Raw genomic sequence first — 14870 nt, forward strand, 5'->3', positions numbered from 1 at the left:
TTAGTCTTTTGTAATTACAGAAACGTCTACGCTCATACCAGGGCGCAGTTTAGCGATATCCTCTTTGCTACCACTCAGTTTGATCTTAACCGGAACGCGTTGTACCACTTTCACGAAGTTACCTGTAGCGTTATCCGGTGGCAACAATGAGAATTTAGCACCTGTTGCAGGCGAGAAGTTGTACACCTGGCCTTCAATTTTCAGGTCAGGGTAAGCATCAACTTTAACATCTACTTTTTGGCCGTTGCGGATATTCTCTAATTGCGTTTCTTTAAAGTTTGCAGTAATATATAAGCTGTTATCGTTAACAATTGAGAACAGTGTTTGACCTGCCTGTACTAACTGACCAACTTGTACATTCTTTTTAGCCGCTAAACCGGTAGCAGGCGATTTAATGTTAGTGTATGATAATTGCAGTTTAGCAAAATCAACCTCAGCCTGGCGGCCGGTTGCACTGGTATTGGTAACTTTTAACTGGCTGCGGGTTGTACCAACTTGTTCTTGTGCAGCTTTGTATTGGTCAAGAGATGCCTGGTAGTTTGCTTGCGCAACATCTAAGTCGGCTTTAGCCTGGTCAAATTGCTGGCGTGTTACAGAACCATCTTTCACCAGGTTAGCATAACGGTCGTAATCTTTACGTACTTTATCTAAACGGGCTTTAGCTGATGCAACTTCTGCCTTAGCACTTGATGAGTTAGCAGCAGTAGCATAGATCTGTGACTGGCCTACGTTGATACCGGCACTTGCACCTGCACTTGCAGCAGCGGCCTGCTCAACTTTTACTTTGTAATCGCGGTCGTCGATTTTAACCAGTAGTTGGTCTTTGTTAACGTGGGTGTTTTCTTCAAATAAGATAGAATCAACGTAACCACCAACGCGTGCCACAACAGGGCTAATGTCGCCGTCAATCTGGGCGTCGTCGGTATCAACGTGTTTGCTGAAGTATATATATTCTTTTACACCAAAAATAGCACCGCCAATAAGTATAACACCTAATATAATAGGGAGAACTTTGTTCGGTTTCTTTTTAGTTTCGGTTTCCTGAGTTGCCATTGTGTTTGAGTATTATTTGTTAAGTTTTCCTGTTGATTTTAATAATGTGTAGTAAGCAAGGCCTGCGTCGGCTTTTGCCAGTTCCAGGTTAATTTCTGCCTGGTACAGTAAGGTTTGTGCATCAGCACGGTCTATTGATGATGATATGTTGCTGCGGTATTTATTTTCCAGGATACGGTTGTTTTCCTGAGCCTGGTTTATTGATGTTTGCAGCAGGTTTATCTTTTCAACAGCGGTTTTGTAGGTCTGGTAATTTTCGTTTACCTCTTTGCGGATGTTATCCGTTTCGATGCCTTTGTTAATGGTCACCTCTTCGCGCTCTAATTGAGCTTGTTTCACTTTGTTCTTGTTTGTCCAAAGTGCGCCAAAGTCCCAACCCAAGGTTAAACCTAATGATATAGGGGTAATGTAGTTACCGCTTTTAGGGATAGGATTGCTTGAGATACCAACGTAGTAAGCACTACCCGATGCCGATAAACTTGGCGACAAATTAGCTTTGATGCTTTTTACATTGTAATCGGCAACTTTTGCACGTACATCAGACTGGCGTAACTCCGGGCGGTTGATCATCGCGCTATCCAGGTAATTTGAAAGCGGTGCGATATCCTTGGCGGAATTATCTATCTGAGCAATGCTCAACTCGGTACCTTCAGGCAAGCCTAAAAGGATATCCATGTTATAGTTGATGATCTTGCGATTACTCTCCAGGTCGATACCGTTCAGCTCGATGTTTGAGCGTTGTAGCTGGAAACGTAATACATCATTCTTAGTAACTAAGCCCTGATCGAAAAAGCGTTGCGCTTGTTTGATCTGGCCATCAATAGTAGCTAAGTTTTGGTCAACTACCTTTTTGCTTTGCAACACTTTGTAAAGGTTGTAGTAAGCATTAATAACGGCGTAAGCTATCTGGTCTTTATCGTTATCGGCATCCAAACGGGCTACTTCGGTAAGTAACTCGGTGCTTTTTTGTGCGTAACGCAGTTTACCGCCTGCCCATATAGTTTGGTTAAGCGATAAAGTACCTAACCATGCATTGGCGCTGGTTGGCAGACTGAATTTTTCTTCGCCAAGGTTTAAAGTGTTGGCAGGAATCTGCGCACGGTTGTAACCAAAGCTGGCTTTACCGGTAGGCAGCGAGCGGTCTTTGGCTTGTTGGTACTGCGATACTGCCTGGTCAATACGTGATTGCGACAGCTTAAGCACCTTGCTATTGTCGATGCCCAGCTTCAGGGCTTCTTCAAGCGTAATGGCCCTGTCTTGCGCAAAAGCACTACCGGCAGCAAACGTAGCCAGCATAAGCAAGGCAATACGTCCGGCGGCCTTTAGCGTTTTGCTAAATAAAGGTTTCGGAGATATGTTATTTGTTGTCATTTTCGTGGGTTAAATAAGCTTTGAGGAGTGTTTTCATATATTTTTTAAGGCGGGGTTTGATGATCTCTTCCTGTGTCTTCAGATCCATCACATCGTGCCCTAATATTGCCGATGATATGTGCGGGGTATTAACAATGTAATTTTTAGTACCGAACATAGTAGCCACCAACAACTCTTTATCTGCATCCTTATTAAAGGCGCCGCTTTTAATACCATCTTCAATAATGTCCTGAAAAACATAAACGTTCTTCATCACTATACTGGTGATCTTATCTGTAAGGTCGGTCTTCTTAGATTTAGAGATCTCGCGGTTAAGCATAATATGGAAGCAATTGTTATTGATCACCTTATCAAGGTAACGGTCAACAAACTGTGCCAGCTTTCCCCATGCATCAAGATCTTCATCGTTACCTATACCTAACAGGGTAGCCTGGAAAGCAGAGATGCGGCGCTCAAAAATGGCCAGGAACACACCCTCTTTAGAGCCGAAGTAATAGTTAAGCATAGCCATATTAACACCGGCCTCGCCAGATATCATACGGGTTGATGCACCATCGTAGCCTTGCTCGGCAAAAACACGCTCGGCAACATCAAGTATGTGGTCTTTTTTATCTACTTTTTCTTTTTCCATTTTCTTTTGTCCCGCACAAAATTAATCAAGCGATTGATTAATGTAGTCACACAATTGTCATCTGATTATAAGTTATTGATTTACAGAAAGAAAAAATTAATCGATTGATTAAATTAAGGGTGTGTATGAGTTACACGGAACGATATGTTTTGAAGCAATTATTGAACCAATTGTTTGTAAAAACGAAAAGCCGCGTCGCGCGGCTTTCGTATCAGAGCTTATTCCAATAACACAACTGATATTCACTATATTAAAACTTACTTGCACTATAAGTTTGCTATAGTCTTATTATAATAAGGTTTAGACATGCCAAAAGTAAACAGCGGGGTTCATAAAAAACCACGTAAAAACACGTGATTTTCATTTTTTTGAGAAGCCCCCTCTAAATCTCCCCCGACAGGGGAGACTTAAATCATTCGGCATTTAAAAGCCCCCCTCCTTCGGAGAGGGGTTTGGGGAGAGGCCTTACTTATTGACAATTAAGTTATATTTATCCCGCTATCTTTCAGATATATTTGCCAGCATGAAACGCTTATCGTCGTTAACTTTTTCCCTGCTACTCATTTGCTCACAGGCTTTTTCGCAAACTGCGCCGTCGTCTGATATCGGCGCTATCAAACAAAACCTTAAAAAGCTGAACGTGCTGGGTAGCGTGCTTTACATAGCCGCCCACCCTGACGACGAGAATACCCGTCTGCTGGGCTACCTGGCTCAGGAAAAACATTACCGCACCGGTTACCTTTCATTAACCCGCGGCGATGGCGGGCAAAACCTGATAGGCACCGAGCAAGGCGAATTATTAGGCCTGATCCGCACCCAGGAGCTGTTAGCGGCACGCCGTGTTGATGGTGCAGAGCAATTTTTTAGCCGTGCCAACGACTTTGGTTTTTCAAAAAATCCTGAAGAGACATTAAAATTTTGGGACAAGGATAAAGTGTTGGGCGATATGGTATGGGTGATCCGCAACTTTAGGCCCGATGTAATGATCTGTCGTTTTCCAACCACCGGCGAAGGCGGCCATGGTAACCACACCGCATCGGCCATATTGGCGCAGGAAGCATTCAGCGCTGCTGCAGATCCAAAACGTTACCCAGAGCAACTGAAATATGTAGGCGTATGGCAGGCCAAGCGTTTATTATGGAATACCTTCAGTTTTGGCAGTGTGAATACTACCTCACCAGATCAATTTAAGATAAACGTAGGTGGATACAACGCTGTGCTGGGAAAAAGCTATGGTGAAATAGCAGCCGAAAGCCGCAGCAACCACAAAACACAAGGCTTTGGCTCGGCACGCCAACGCGGTGATGCTTTTGAGTATTTCAAAACTATCCTGGGAGATGCCCCAAAAAATGATCTGATGGATGGCGTTGATCTAAGCTGGAACAGAATACCGTTCGGTACGGCTATCGCAACCAAGCTTATCGCTATCAATAAAGCATTTAATAGCGATGCACCGGAGGCGTCGGTGAAGTCTTTGGTAGATCTGTTGGGCGATGTTGACCAAACTGTGGCTACCAACAAAGCATTTCAGACAGTAAGATTAACCGAAGTAGCCAACTCCAGCTACGACTACTGGCACAAACAAAAAACAAAAGAACTAAAAGACCTGATAGCGCAGTGTGCGGGGTTGTGGTTTGAAGCGTATGCTAAAGAACCGGTTTATGCAGTAGGTGATAAGCTGAATATAACTGCGCAACTAATAACGCCATACGAACTTCCTATCAGTGCATTGAAAATAAATTTGGGCGACGAGATAAGCAGCACGGCCATAAATATTAAGGGATATGTTTTGGAGCCGAACCAATTACTTACAAGGGAGTTGCCACCCATATTTCTTAATAAAAATTCACAACCGTATTGGCTGGAATCACCTCGTAGCTTAGGCAGTTACTCGCTTGCTAACGATACTCTTGCGGGCAACCCTGAAAACGAAGATGTTCCTACAGCAAAGTTTGATTTCACTATTGATGGGAAAAAGCTTACATACTTTAGAAAAGTAATGTACAAATACGTTGATCCTGCCCGTGGCGAGATCTATCAGCCATTAGAGATAACGCCACCGGTAACTGCCAACCTTGCCGAGAAGCTTTACGTATTTAATAACACGCAGCCACAAACCGTACAGCTTAAATTAAAAAGCTTCACTAACTCAACCGGTAGCATCAGCCTGAAACAAGTAGCAGGTTGGAAGATCAGCCCCGCTAAGATAGATTTCAGCAACAAACATAAAGGCGATGAGTGGACGGCAACTTTCAGCATTGCCCCTACTGACTCCAAAACCAATGTTGCGCAACTACAGGCTGATGTAAATGTGAATGGCAAAACCTTTTCTCAGGGCATCCTGGATATACGCTACAACCACATTCCGGCTATCACCATCTTCCCGCCGGCAGAGGCTAAACTGGTAAGCATTGATTTGAAAACTGCTGGTAAAAAGATAGGCTACATTGCCGGTGCCGGCGATCTGATCCCAGAATCATTACGCGAAGTGGGTTACGATGTACATTTGCTAAGCGAAAACGAGATCCTAAACGGCGACCTTTCTGCTTATGATGCCATTGTATTGGGCGTACGTGCATTTAATGTTAGTCAGCGCATTGCTTACCAGCAGCCGCGTTTAATGGAATATATAAACAACGGCGGCAATTTGGTAGTACAATACAATGTGAACAACGGTTTGGTTACCAAAGATATTGGTCCGTACCCCTTCACACTGGTTAACCAACGCGTTACCGAAGAAGATGCCAAAGTAACCGTAACTGACCCGCAGAATGCTGTGCTAAACTATCCTAACAAAATAACCGACGCCGATTTTAATGGCTGGATACAGGAGCGCGGGCTTTACTTTGCTGATAATATCGACAGCCATTACGCTACCCCTTTGCAAATGAATGACACCGGTATGGCACCAAATAAAGGCTCATTGCTGGTAACAAATTATGGCAAAGGGCGTTTTGTATATACCTCGCTGGCTTTCTTTAGGGAATTGCCTGCAGGCGTGCCCGGCGCGTATAGATTATTTATAAATTTATTGAGTAAGCCTAAAAACTGATAATCTTCTGGTTGTTCGGCTAAAGCCAGCTTCTATTGCTTTAAGAACCGTCGGCTGAAGCCGGCGGCAATGAGTTAATATATTTTTCATTGCCGCCCCACTTATGGGACGGATAAGGCGAATTTCCTTTCTGGCTTTAGCCAAACCCGATTGCTGTTCCCCTAAAACTTCAATTCATTGCCGTCCCATTCATGGGACGGATAAGGCGAATTTCCTTTCTCGCTTTAGCCAAACCCGATTGCTGTTCCCTTAAAACTTCAGTTCATTGCCGTCCCATTCATGGGACGGATGAAGATATTTGCTATATTGGCTTTAGCCAAAACCAGCTATCATGTCATTCGTTAAGATTTGGGTTCATTTAGTATTTTCAACCAAAAACCGACAACCCTGGCTTACCAAACAAACGAGATATAAACTACAGCAGCATATTATTGAGAATTGCAGAGAGAAGGAAATTTTCTTGCAGGCAATTAATGGCTATACTGACCATATCCACTGCCTCGTATCATTAGGAAAAGATCAAAGCATCTCAAAGGTAGCTCATCTTATAAAGGGTGAATCTTCTTTTTGGTTTAACCGCCAAGGTTTTATGGATGAAGTTTTCGGTTGGCAGGATGATTATTTTGCAGTTTCTGTAAGCGAATCTCAGTTAGAAGCTGTAGCGAACTACATTAAAAATCAAGAAAAGCATCATGCCAAAAAATCTTTTGAAGCAGAAGTTGAAGAGTTTGCTGCTGCGTATGGATGGCATGTTGTGAAAGCATGATCGGTTTTTGGCTAAAGCCAACTCCTGCATTCCGTCATCCGTTGGCTGAAGCCAACGGCAATGAATCAAAAAAATTCATTGCCGTCCCATTCATGGGACGGATAAGCAGTAATTCCAATTCTGGCTTCGGCCTCACATTAAATTTGCTTTAAAAATCATTAGGCAGCAATAGGTTATTAGTTTAAATTTGCATCGCATTATTATAATTAAATACTATGTCACATCATCATCACCCACACCACCAGGAAGAGAAAAACTACGATTACATCTATTACCTGGTAGCATTGGTAAGTGGTTTATTTGTAGGCGCCATTGTTGAAAGAGGCTTTATCTGGATACCTGTTGGTGGTGTTTTAGGCTTATTAACCGCAGCGATTTTCATTAAATTTATAGTGAAAGGCCGTGAAGAGGTCTAACGACACAGACCTGCCTTCATTCATAAAAAACTGGAACCAGTTTTACGGTATTGTTATCGTATGGCTGGTTTTTTTAATTTTTATATTTTGGCTCATCACTAATGCATTTGAATGAGCATAACCGACTGGATAGTTCTCACCCTTACCCTGCTGGGCATTGTTACCTACGGCATCTGGAAAAGCGGCCGCAGTAAAAACATTGACCATTACCTTGCCGGCGACCGCTCGCTGCCCTGGTACCATGTGGGCCTTTCGGTAATGGCTACACAGGCCAGCGCCATTACTTTCCTCTCGGCACCGGGCCAGGCTTATGGCGACGGGATGCGTTTTGTACAGTTCTACTTTGGCCTTCCGCTGGCCATGATTGTGCTATGTATTACCTTCGTACCTATATTCCACAAGCTAAAAGTTTATACCGCCTACGAGTTTTTAGAGAACCGGTTCGACCTGAAGACCCGTGCACTCACCGCCCTGCTGTTCCTTATTCAGCGCGGCTTATCTACAGCCATTACCATTTATGCACCGGCCATCATTCTCTCGGGCATATTACATATCAACACTACTTATACCACGCTGTTTATTGGTGGGCTGGTGTTATTCTATACCGTTTATGGCGGCGCAAAGGCCGTATCCTACACGCAACTACTACAAATGAGCATTATCTTTTTGGGGATGTTTTTGGCAGGATGCTTTGTGGTTTGGTTATTACCCAAGCATGTTGGTTTTGTGGATGCCATAAAACTGGCCGGTAATGAGGGCCGAATGAACGTCATCGACTGGAAGTTTGACCCCAATAACCGCTACAATATCTGGAGCGGCATCATCGGCGGCTTCTTCCTACAACTATCCTATTTTGGTACAGATCAAAGCCAGGTGGGGCGATATTTGACCGGGCGATCAGTTGGACAAAGCCGTTTGGGACTGATCATGAACGGATTGATAAAGATCCCGATGCAGTTTTTGATACTGTTGCTCGGCGTGTTGGTATTCACTTTTTACCAGTTTAACCGCCCGCCGGTATTCTTTAATAATTACGAAGTTGAGCAGGTAAAGAAAAGCCAGTACGCGCCGGAGTTTAATCAGCTTGAAGAACAGTATAACAAAGCCTTTGAGCAGAAGAAGACAAACATTGAGGATTTCAGCAAAGTACAACAAAGCGGCGACGAGCAACAAATAGCCCATGCCAAAGCCGGACTAAAAACTGCTAATGCTGATCTGGACACCATCCGCAAGAAAGCTGTAAACATTATCAAAAAAAGCAGCGGCAACGATAATGTGAACGATACCAATTATGTGTTCCTCACTTTTGTTACGCAGTATTTACCCAAGGGAATGATCGGCCTGCTTATCGCCATTATCTTCCTGGCATCCATGGGTTCAACCGCCAGTGGGTTAAATTCACTGGCCTCAACAACTGTGGTTGATATCTATAAACGTGTGCTAAAACCAAACGCTTCCGAGCGAAATTATGTAAATGCATCCCGCCTGGCTACGCTGTTTTGGGGGATAGTTTGCATCGCCATGGCGCTTTACGCCAGCAAAATTGGCAACTTGCTTGAGGCCGTTAACCAGTTAGGCTCTTATATCTACGGCACCATTCTCGGCGTTTTTGTGGTGGCCTTTTATCTCAAAAACATCAAAGCTACGCCGGTATTTATTGCAGCGGCTATCACTGAGGCTATTATCTGCATAATGGGTTACTATGAAACTGTGGCCTACCTGTGGTTAAATGCAATCGGCTGTATCGGTGTGATCATTATTGCATGGTTGTTTAACAGCTTTATGGGTAATAAAGACCAGGCATCCGCGGCAGCGTAAACATTTCTCCAAACACAAAGCCGCCTTTCTGCATTTAACAGGTACACATTTGCTAAATGGCCAAAAACAGAAAATCGATATATAGTGCGCTCATTGCTAACTTGCTAATTGCGGTGACAAAATTTGTGGCTGGCGGTTTTACCCGCAGCTCATCTATGATATCTGAGGGTATCCACTCTATGGTTGATACCGTTGACCAGGTGCTGTTACTCTACGGGTTAAAACGCAGCAAAAAAGCGCCCGATGCTACCCATCCTTTCGGCTATGGGAAGGAGCTTTATTTCTGGTCGTTTATTGTATCTATTTTGATATTTGGCTTGGGTGGTGGTATATCTATTTACCAGGGTATACACCATATTATTGAGCCTGAGCCGGTAGAGAATCCCATCTGGAACTACATCGTATTGGGCTTATCTCTGATATTTGAGGGTGCTTCATTCATCATTGCCGCCAAAGAATTTAACCAGGTGCGCAACGGATTAAGCTGGTGGGACGCCATCATTAAAAGCAAAGACCCCAGCAGTTTCCTGGTCTTGTTTGAGGATGGCGCGGCCGTGTTAGGCTTGCTGATCGTTTTTATTTTAATGTTGATAGGCCAAAGCCTCGATCTGCCTTATCTGGATGGCGTGGCATCAGTATTGGTTGGATTGCTATTGGTATTTACCTCGGCCATATTGGCCCGCGAAAGCCGAAGTTTGTTAATGGGTGAGGGCATTGCTCCCGAAACCCAAACCAAGATCTGCACCCTTGCCGAGCAGGACCAGGCCGTTATTCGCGTGGTGAATGTTCTCTCTACCTACCAGGCACCCGATGATGTGATACTGATGCTCATCATTGATTTTGACCCTGATATTGATACCGAAGATATTACGGGTTCTATTGAGCGTATCCGCAAAGCGATAAAAGAAGCGTACCCGTTAATTAAACTGGTTTTCATCCAGCCGCAAACGTATAGCATATTGCCCGGCAGCCTTGTAAGTGAAATAAAAAAGCCCTGAGATTTTCTCAGGGCTTTTTGTTCATCTATCGTTGGATTACTTTAATTCTTCGCCTGGTCAATAACCGCTTCGTTCAAACGAACATATTCGTCATCCTTGCTGTCTTTTGCCAGTTTAACACCTTGTTGCGCAGTGGCAATGGCAGCGGCTTTATCGCCCATTTTTAGCTGGATACGGGCTTTCCATAGTTTAAACCATGGGCCGGTTGGCTCAAGCTTTTCGGCCTCAAGAGCCCATTGCATGGCTTTCTTCAAGTCCTTATCATTCTCATAGTAATATTGTATAGCGTTAAAATACGGGCGTTTTTTGATCTCGCCCTGCATCAGCTTATCAATATTGGCAGTTATCTGTGCGTCGTCGTCAGTTTGCATGTGGATAGGCACCGCGGTATGGTCCCATATTATATACATATCTGTACTCTTTGTAGTAGAGTTGGCAAAAGCAATGGTAAAGGTTTCGCGTTTCTCTTTTACGTTAACCGGTTTTACAGTGAAGCGTAAATAATCATCGGCCTGTTTATAATCGTACGCGCCCCATTGTTTAACGGTTTTATTAAGGATAATGGTCCAGTTATCTTTCTCGGGGATGCTGAACAGCGAATATGTACCCGCGGCAACCTTTTTACCCTCTAAAACAACATTCTCTGTAAAGTTGATGGTAGTTGCAGCATTGGCACCGGTACGCCATACCTGGCCGTACGGGTTAATACCACCAAATATTTTACGGCCTTTAACATTTGGGCGCGAGTAGGTGATGGTAATTTTTCCTAATCCAAAATCCTGTATAATGGTTTGTGTTGAACTTGCTTCTGGTATGCGTGGCTCTTGCTGCTGGGCGTAGGTTGATAGGCTTGCGCACGCCATGAGCGTGGCAAACAAGTAAATTTTAGCTTTTCTCATCGTAGTATTTTACCACTAAGGTAATAATACAAAGATGAATTTTTAGTGAAATGGTTTAATTGACAGTTATCAAAACCCAATAAAAAAATAAAAGCCCTCCAGACTTGCTCCGGAGGACTTTCAACCTAAACCTTATCACAATTAACCGGTAAGATTACCGGTATGTTAAAATAATAACAAAGACTGTACCAAAGTTTAGTATATATATCCAAATGTGTCACAAGGACACTATCGCGCACAAATTCTGCGGTATTTTTTCCCTGTAATGCTGAATAGCCTGCCACAGTGTAAGGAATTTTATACACAAAAAGTGACAGTTATTGTTGCTTTGTCAGGTTAAGGCGACGCAGATAGTGGTCTAAAAGGAACAGGCCCATTACCACATCAAAGAACAGAAAACCCTTACCCACAGGGCCTGAGAAAATTCCTGTAAGTTTTGTAGCGTCAACTTTTACCGGGATATTTACAGTATTGCCGGCTGACCAGTTTACTGTACTAAATGCATAAACTAACAAAGCGCTTATAGTGATGATAAAGAAGGCCGCGATCCCCCAGATAACACGACCATCAATGCGCGACTTTAAAGGCTGCAAACTATGCTCAGCACGAATTGCCTGCATCACATTATAAGTGAAGCCCATAGAAGGCTCATCCATCTCTGCCATATCCAGCTCGCTGTTCAATCGCAGTAACTCGTCGTACTTTTTACGGTACACATCGTCTGTGGCAATAAGCTGCTCAATGGCCAGCTGCTCCTCGGGCGGGCAAGTGCCATCAATGTAATTCCAAAGCTTTTCTTCAATGGTGTTCATATCAGTTCTTTAACTTCGTGTCTTAAATTACGCTCCAGCTTCTCTTTCAAACGCTGGCGCGCTCTAAATAGTTTCACCTTTACGGTGTTGGCCTCAATGCCCATTACCTGTGCAATTTCCTCAAGCGATTGCTCTCCTTTATAAAACATCGTGATAATGGCAGCATCATCAGGCAATAGCTGCCCAATAGCCTGATTTAGATAATATGAGCGCGACTTGTTCTCTACGTTATTTTCGTCGAAACTGCCGGGCTTATTCTCTAATTGTAAATAGGTTTCATCATCATCGATAGATGAAGTATCAATCCGTTTCTTCCTCAAAAATGTCATGGCAGTGGTATATACAATGCTGTACAACCATGTGCTGAACTTTGATTGTTGTTGAAACGAGCTTAACGACCGGTAAGCTTTCACAAAACAATCCTGTGCAACCTCTTCTGCATCCTCACGGTTCTTAGTAAAACGTAAAGCAAGCGTAAACACAAAACGCTGGTGGCGTTTGATCAGATCGGCGTAAGCCGATTGGTTGCCGCCAAGGGTTTGCTGGATCAGTTCTATGTCAGAAAACTTGCTTTGCATATTATACACCATCTCTGACTACACTTTGCGGGATGAGGTTACATGCTAATTTACACTTTTAATGGGAGTGTATATTATATATATGAATAGCGCGTGCTTGATGATCAGGATATCTCACCCCTAACCCTTCTCAAGAGGGGAACTTAGTCTTTCAAAAAATATTTTCATAATGGGTGTAACCTGCTTAAAAATGATGTGGTCATAGCATACAAATACACCATGGTGGTGCAACGCATTAACAACAACACATTTAAAAAATAAATATCATGGACGCAGGAATATTAATACCAATTTTAGTCCCACTGGGCATGTTTGCAATGATCTTTGGGATCTTTTACATCAGGAACCGTGAACGCATGGCAATGATTGAAAAAGGCATGGACCCACGTGAACATAAACCACATCCGGCCCCCTGGCAAAATCTTAAATGGGGCCTTCTATTAATAGGCTCAGGCTTAGGTTTATTTGTGGCTTATATTTTAGACCGCACTGCATTTACTGCAACGCAGGATGAGAACGAAGCCCTATACTTCGGTTTAGTAGCAGTATTTGGCGGGTTTGGATTGGTTATCTCTTATGTAATTGAAAAGAAAGAGCTTTATGCTAATTACAAGACCTCAGGTAATTTAATCGTATTTAAGAGCGAGCAAAAGGGCGGCCGGGAAGAAACGGGCAACGAGAATCAATAAATGGCAACTCATCGAAGATAGATTTAATACCAATAAAAAAGGGGCGCAGATTGCGCCCCTTTTTTATTGCAGATATTTTTCGTGTACGGCTTTGATATGATAAAGCTCATGCCCCGCTGTCATATAAACCAGGGCGGCAACTTTCACCAGCGCACCACTGGCCACGCCCGATCTGCCAAGTTGCTCTTCACTTAGCGAGCGGTACAGATATAATGTTGCTTCGCGAACGGCCTTGAACTCATTGGCGAGATCTTGTATGGTGCGGCTATTAAAATCGGTACTGTTTACGTAGGTATCCTGGTCAAAGCCCGGCAGGGAAATATCCTCGCGAGAGAATACAAAAGCGCGGAATGAGAATACCCGCTCGGTATCTATTATATGGCCCAGCACCTCTTTCAACGTCCATTTGCCTTCGGCATAGGCATACATGGCCTGTTCATCGGTAAGTTTGCTGAACAGATCAAATGTTACCTGCTGGCTATCTTTAAGTAAAGCCAAAACATCTGCGCCATCGGGCACCTGGTTTACGTAGTTGGCGGCGTATGGTGCGTGATCGTCAGACTTTGGCCTCTTTATCATATCTCATGGTTTTTAAAACTATCCTGAATGTGGTACCTTTGCCCACCTCTGAATCTTTTACAGAAATTTGCCCGTTGTGGTAGTTCTGGATAATACGCTTGGTAAGCGACAGGCCCAGTCCCCAGCCTCTTTTACGTGTAGTATAACCCGGCTGAAAAACCGTGTCAAACTTAGAGCGCGGTATACCTTTACCAGTATCGCTTATATCAATAAATATCAGTTTTTTTTGCTTGTTGCCGGTTATCTGCACTTTAATGGTACCGGGGCCTTCAATAGCGTTTACTGCATTCTTCAAAAGATTCTCCAGTACCCAGTCAAACAGCGGGATGTTTAGCCCGGCCATCAGGCGGCGGTTGCCGGTCATCTCAAAAGTAATGCGGTTACTTACACGTACTTTAAAATAATCAACAAACTCCTTAACCACACCATAAACCGAATGCTCCTCAAGCTGCGGTTTGGAGCCGATCTTTGAGAAACGATCTGCCACAATCTCCAGGCGCTTTACATCATTCTCCATCTCGCCCATCAGTGGGTCGTTCTCCGCATTAAACTTCTCTTTGATGAGCTCTATCCAGGCCATCAGCGATGATATAGGCGTACCCAACTGGTGAGCGGTCTCTTTGGCAAGGCCCACCCAAACCTGGTTCTGTTCCGATTTCCGCGACGAACTGAAGGCCGTGTAAGCTACCAAAAGGAACACCGCAATTACAGATAGCTGTATGTAGGGGAACATTTTAAGCTGCGTAAGCAAAGCCGAATCTTTATAATATACCAGCAAAGGCTCGCCAAGCATGGTGATCTTAAAAGGCTCGTGCTGGCTTTTCATGTACGATAGCTCGTCTTGAAAGTATTGCGGGTCGTATTTCTTTTTGCTGAGTTTGGCTTCTTCGGGATCAAGCTTGATATAGGTACGGGTAGAATCCAGTCCTCGTGTGGTTTGTATCTCGCCATTGGCTTTGGTTACAATGGCGGGCACCACCAGGCTATCGCGCACAGCAAATACGTACGACAGGAAATCATTATCATAAGTATTAGCCAGCTGTTTCATGCTGATGGCCCATACCTGCGCGCGGGTGCGTTCGCTTTGGGCGATTTTTTTTACCAGGTAGCTGGTATAAAACACCGAGCCGCTGGCAATAACCACTGCAAAGGCAAGCAAAAAATATTTCCAACGGCGTTTCTGTTCGTACGGATTCATAGAATAACCA

14 protein-coding genes are annotated in these 14870 nt (G+C 43.8%); 6 read left to right on the forward strand and 8 right to left on the reverse strand.

The genetic code is table 11. From position 1 onward, the window contains the following. Genes D0C36_RS12070 through D0C36_RS12080 form a run of 3 tightly spaced genes read right to left on the reverse strand, consistent with a single transcriptional unit; the run spans position 1 to position 3055 of the window. A complete protein-coding gene (locus D0C36_RS12070; protein WP_117391884.1) occupies positions 1 to 1053 on the reverse strand; it encodes an HlyD family secretion protein in 1053 nt (350 codons plus the stop codon). Between the two features lie 12 nt (positions 1054 to 1065). Continuing rightward, entirely contained in the window at positions 1066 to 2424 is a 1359-nt protein-coding gene (locus D0C36_RS12075; RefSeq protein WP_117391885.1) for a TolC family protein, read from the reverse strand. Then, positions 2411 to 3055, reverse strand: coding sequence for a TetR/AcrR family transcriptional regulator (locus D0C36_RS12080; RefSeq protein WP_117391886.1), 645 nt, complete (start codon positions 3053 to 3055; stop codon positions 2411 to 2413). The genes D0C36_RS12075 and D0C36_RS12080 overlap by 14 nt, the downstream gene beginning before the upstream one ends. A 523-nt stretch (positions 3056 to 3578) precedes the next feature. Here D0C36_RS12080 and D0C36_RS12085 point away from each other — a divergent pair. The 5 genes from D0C36_RS12085 to D0C36_RS12105 all read left to right on the forward strand — a co-directional run bounded on the left by D0C36_RS12085 (position 3579) and on the right by D0C36_RS12105 (position 10105). Next, positions 3579 to 6107 carry a PIG-L family deacetylase gene (locus tag D0C36_RS12085; protein ID WP_117391887.1) on the forward strand — a complete coding sequence of 843 codons (2529 nt, stop codon included), beginning with the start codon at positions 3579 to 3581 and terminating at the stop codon, positions 6105 to 6107. A 331-nt stretch (positions 6108 to 6438) separates the two neighbouring features. Then, complete coding sequence (gene tnpA / locus D0C36_RS12090) at positions 6439 to 6873, forward strand: IS200/IS605 family transposase (RefSeq protein WP_117391888.1); 435 nt, start codon at positions 6439 to 6441, stop codon at positions 6871 to 6873. A gap of 215 nt (positions 6874 to 7088) precedes the next feature. Continuing rightward, positions 7089 to 7289, forward strand: coding sequence for a hypothetical protein (locus tag D0C36_RS12095; RefSeq protein WP_117391889.1), 201 nt, complete (start codon positions 7089 to 7091; stop codon positions 7287 to 7289). 111 nt (positions 7290 to 7400) lie between these two features. Beyond that, entirely contained in the window at positions 7401 to 9107 is a 1707-nt protein-coding gene (locus D0C36_RS12100; protein ID WP_117391890.1) for a sodium:solute symporter, read from the forward strand. A gap of 56 nt (positions 9108 to 9163) precedes the next feature. After that, entirely contained in the window at positions 9164 to 10105 is a 942-nt protein-coding gene (locus D0C36_RS12105; protein ID WP_117391891.1) for a cation diffusion facilitator family transporter, read from the forward strand. Positions 10106 to 10146: 41 nt separating this feature from the next. Here the strand turns inward: D0C36_RS12105 and D0C36_RS12110 are convergent, their stop codons facing one another. From D0C36_RS12110 to D0C36_RS12120, 3 genes are all read right to left on the reverse strand, one after another. Next, positions 10147 to 11004, reverse strand: a complete 858-nt coding sequence (locus D0C36_RS12110; RefSeq protein WP_117391892.1) for a DUF2911 domain-containing protein — start codon at positions 11002 to 11004, stop codon at positions 10147 to 10149. Between the two features lie 317 nt (positions 11005 to 11321). After that, a complete protein-coding gene (locus D0C36_RS12115) occupies positions 11322 to 11816 on the reverse strand; it encodes an anti-sigma factor family protein (protein WP_117391893.1) in 495 nt (164 codons plus the stop codon). Further along, positions 11813 to 12394: an RNA polymerase sigma factor gene (locus D0C36_RS12120; RefSeq protein WP_117392739.1), complete on the reverse strand. Its 582-nt coding sequence runs from the start codon at positions 12392 to 12394 to the stop codon at positions 11813 to 11815. Before D0C36_RS12120 ends, D0C36_RS12115 begins: the two co-directional genes overlap by 4 nt. 266 nt (positions 12395 to 12660) lie before the next feature. Between D0C36_RS12120 and D0C36_RS12125 the strand changes: the two genes are divergently transcribed. Beyond that, a complete protein-coding gene (locus tag D0C36_RS12125) occupies positions 12661 to 13083 on the forward strand; it encodes a DUF6249 domain-containing protein (RefSeq protein ID WP_199502012.1) in 423 nt (140 codons plus the stop codon). Between the two features lie 63 nt (positions 13084 to 13146). Here D0C36_RS12125 and D0C36_RS12130 read toward each other — a convergent pair whose 3' ends face one another. Together D0C36_RS12130 and D0C36_RS12135 are read right to left on the reverse strand one after the other, a co-directional pair. Then, the gene (locus tag D0C36_RS12130; protein ID WP_117391894.1) at positions 13147 to 13662 is read right to left on the reverse strand and encodes a DinB family protein; all 516 of its coding nucleotides are present in this window, start codon (positions 13660 to 13662) and stop codon (positions 13147 to 13149) included. Beyond that, a complete protein-coding gene (locus D0C36_RS12135) occupies positions 13640 to 14860 on the reverse strand; it encodes a sensor histidine kinase (protein WP_117391895.1) in 1221 nt (406 codons plus the stop codon). The genes D0C36_RS12130 and D0C36_RS12135 overlap by 23 nt, the downstream gene beginning before the upstream one ends. Positions 14861 to 14870 lie beyond the last annotated feature (10 nt).

It is taken from the genome of Mucilaginibacter conchicola, from assembly GCF_003432115.1.
GTDB classification, from domain to species: domain Bacteria; phylum Bacteroidota; class Bacteroidia; order Sphingobacteriales; family Sphingobacteriaceae; genus Mucilaginibacter; species Mucilaginibacter conchicola.

Coding starts and splice junctions, on each gene's coding strand:
- D0C36_RS12105 (WP_117391891.1), top strand. CDS start 9,164: ATGGCCAAAAACAGAAAATCGATATATAGTGCGCTCATTGCTAACTTG.
- tnpA (WP_117391888.1), top strand. CDS start 6,439: ATGTCATTCGTTAAGATTTGGGTTCATTTAGTATTTTCAACCAAAAAC.
- D0C36_RS12115 (WP_117391893.1), bottom strand. CDS start 11,816: ATGAACACCATTGAAGAAAAGCTTTGGAATTACATTGATGGCACTTGC.
- D0C36_RS12095 (WP_117391889.1), top strand. CDS start 7,089: ATGTCACATCATCATCACCCACACCACCAGGAAGAGAAAAACTACGAT.
- D0C36_RS12100 (WP_117391890.1), top strand. CDS start 7,401: ATGAGCATAACCGACTGGATAGTTCTCACCCTTACCCTGCTGGGCATT.
- D0C36_RS12130 (WP_117391894.1), bottom strand. CDS start 13,662: ATGATAAAGAGGCCAAAGTCTGACGATCACGCACCATACGCCGCCAAC.
- D0C36_RS12125 (WP_199502012.1), top strand. CDS start 12,661: ATGGACGCAGGAATATTAATACCAATTTTAGTCCCACTGGGCATGTTT.
- D0C36_RS12110 (WP_117391892.1), bottom strand. CDS start 11,004: ATGAGAAAAGCTAAAATTTACTTGTTTGCCACGCTCATGGCGTGCGCA.
- D0C36_RS12135 (WP_117391895.1), bottom strand. CDS start 14,860: ATGAATCCGTACGAACAGAAACGCCGTTGGAAATATTTTTTGCTTGCC.
- D0C36_RS12085 (WP_117391887.1), top strand. CDS start 3,579: ATGAAACGCTTATCGTCGTTAACTTTTTCCCTGCTACTCATTTGCTCA.
- D0C36_RS12080 (WP_117391886.1), bottom strand. CDS start 3,055: ATGGAAAAAGAAAAAGTAGATAAAAAAGACCACATACTTGATGTTGCC.
- D0C36_RS12120 (WP_117392739.1), bottom strand. CDS start 12,394: ATGCAAAGCAAGTTTTCTGACATAGAACTGATCCAGCAAACCCTTGGC.
- D0C36_RS12075 (WP_117391885.1), bottom strand. CDS start 2,424: ATGACAACAAATAACATATCTCCGAAACCTTTATTTAGCAAAACGCTA.
- D0C36_RS12070 (WP_117391884.1), bottom strand. CDS start 1,053: ATGGCAACTCAGGAAACCGAAACTAAAAAGAAACCGAACAAAGTTCTC.